At 66.3% G+C, this 1,157-nt stretch carries 1 protein-coding gene; it reads right to left on the bottom strand.

Going from position 1 to position 1,157, the window contains the following annotated elements; all coding sequences use genetic code 11:
- A partial coding sequence (gene tuf, locus N790_RS05650) for an elongation factor Tu (RefSeq protein WP_043801869.1) occupies positions 1 to 1,157 on the bottom strand: 1,157 nt, incomplete at its 3' end.

The raw sequence follows: 1,157 nt of genomic DNA, 5'->3' as shown, positions 1-1,157 counted from the left end.
ACGGTGCGGCCACCCTCGCGGATCGCGAAGCGCAGGCCCTCGTCCATCGCGATCGGCGCGATCAGGGTCACCACCATCTTCACGTTGTCGCCCGGCATCACCATCTCCACGCCTTCCGGCAGCTGGCAGGCGCCAGTCACGTCGGTCGTGCGGAAGTAGAACTGCGGACGGTAGCCCTTGAAGAACGGCGTGTGGCGGCCGCCCTCGTCCTTCGACAGCACGTACACCTCCGCCTCGAACTCGGTGTGCGGGGTGATCGAGCCCGGCTTGGCCAGAACCTGGCCGCGCTCGACTTCGTCACGCTTCGTGCCGCGCAGCAGCAGGCCCGCGTTGTCGCCCGCCTGGCCCTGGTCCAGCAGCTTGCGGAACATCTCAACGCCGGTGACCGTGGTCTTGACCGTCGGGCGGATGCCCACGATCTCGATTTCCTCGCCCACCTTGATCACGCCGCGCTCGATGCGGCCCGTCACCACCGTGCCACGGCCCGAGATCGAGAACACGTCCTCGACCGGCATCAGGAACGGCTTGTCGATGTCGCGCTGCGGCTCCGGAATCCAGGTGTCCAGCGCCTCGACCAGCTTGATGATCGACGGCACGCCGATCTCCGACTGGTCGCCTTCCAGCGCCGAACGCGCCGAACCCTTGATGATCGGGGTGTCGTCGCCCGGGAAGTCGTACTTGCTCAGCAGCTCGCGGATTTCCATCTCCACCAGCTCCAGCAGCTCCGCGTCGTCAACCAGGTCGGCCTTGTTCATGTACACCACGATGTACGGAACGCCCACCTGGCGCGCCAGCAGGATGTGCTCGCGCGTCTGCGGCATCGGGCCGTCGGCGGCCGAGCACACCAGGATCGCGCCGTCCATCTGCGCCGCACCCGTGATCATGTTCTTCACGTAGTCGGCGTGGCCCGGGCAGTCCACGTGCGCGTAGTGACGGGTCGGCGACTCGTACTCCACGTGCGCGGTCGAAATCGTGATGCCGCGAGCCTTCTCTTCCGGCGCCGCGTCGATCGCGTCGTACGCCTTGAACTCGCCACCAAAACGCTCCGCGCCAACCTTCGTCAGCGCCGCCGTCAGCGTCGTCTTGCCGTGGTCAACGTGACCGATGGTGCCCACGTTCACGTGCGGCTTCTTGCGCTCGAACTTTTCCTTGGACAT

Source organism: Arenimonas malthae CC-JY-1, assembly GCF_000747075.1.
GTDB classification, from domain to species: Bacteria; Pseudomonadota; Gammaproteobacteria; order Xanthomonadales; family Xanthomonadaceae; genus Arenimonas; species Arenimonas malthae.
Note: the sequence above shows the minus strand (reverse complement) of the source record. Positions and strands in the feature narration are given on the sequence as shown.